Origin of the sequence: Nocardioides sp. CPCC 206348 (assembly GCF_048654705.1) — a bacterium.
Classification (GTDB): Bacteria; Actinomycetota; Actinomycetes; order Propionibacteriales; family Nocardioidaceae; genus Nocardioides.
Genome location: NZ_JBMCZA010000145.1, coordinates 6,287 through 6,679, shown reverse-complemented (window position 1 = coordinate 6,679; position 393 = coordinate 6,287). Strand labels below are relative to the sequence as shown.

The 393-nt window shown below is 65.1% G+C and carries 1 pseudogene; it reads left to right on the top strand.

Features of this window, described 5'->3' with window-relative positions:
- Positions 1 to 159: 159 nt before the first annotated feature.
- Positions 160 to 393, top strand: a pseudogene (locus ACOADB_RS10050) (hypothetical protein); the annotation flags it as partial.

Here is a 393-nt window from a genome sequence, read left to right as displayed (position 1 = left end):
GGGAATGACCTCGCGCCTGCCTTCCTTGTCACCACCATCGGGTCCATCAACCCCGATTAACTTACTCAAGTTACTTGTCTTAGAGTGAGCGACTCCTGCGGCCCACCCGGCTGCTCCCCGGCGCGATCACGAGTCGTGCCCGCAACGAGAAGGAAGACGATGTCCGACGACATTCCCCTCATCGAGGCCCCGAAGTCCCGCCTGCCCCTCCTGCTCGGCATCGGTGTCGTGGTGCTCGCACTCATCGGCGCCGTGATCTTCTTCGCCACCCGCGGCGACGACATCCCCCGCGCCACCGGCAAGGACGCCACCACCGAGCTGGACAAGGACCGTCCGGTGAAGGTCGTGCTCGGCACCGTCGGCGCTTCCGACGCGTACTGGAAGACCCTCACC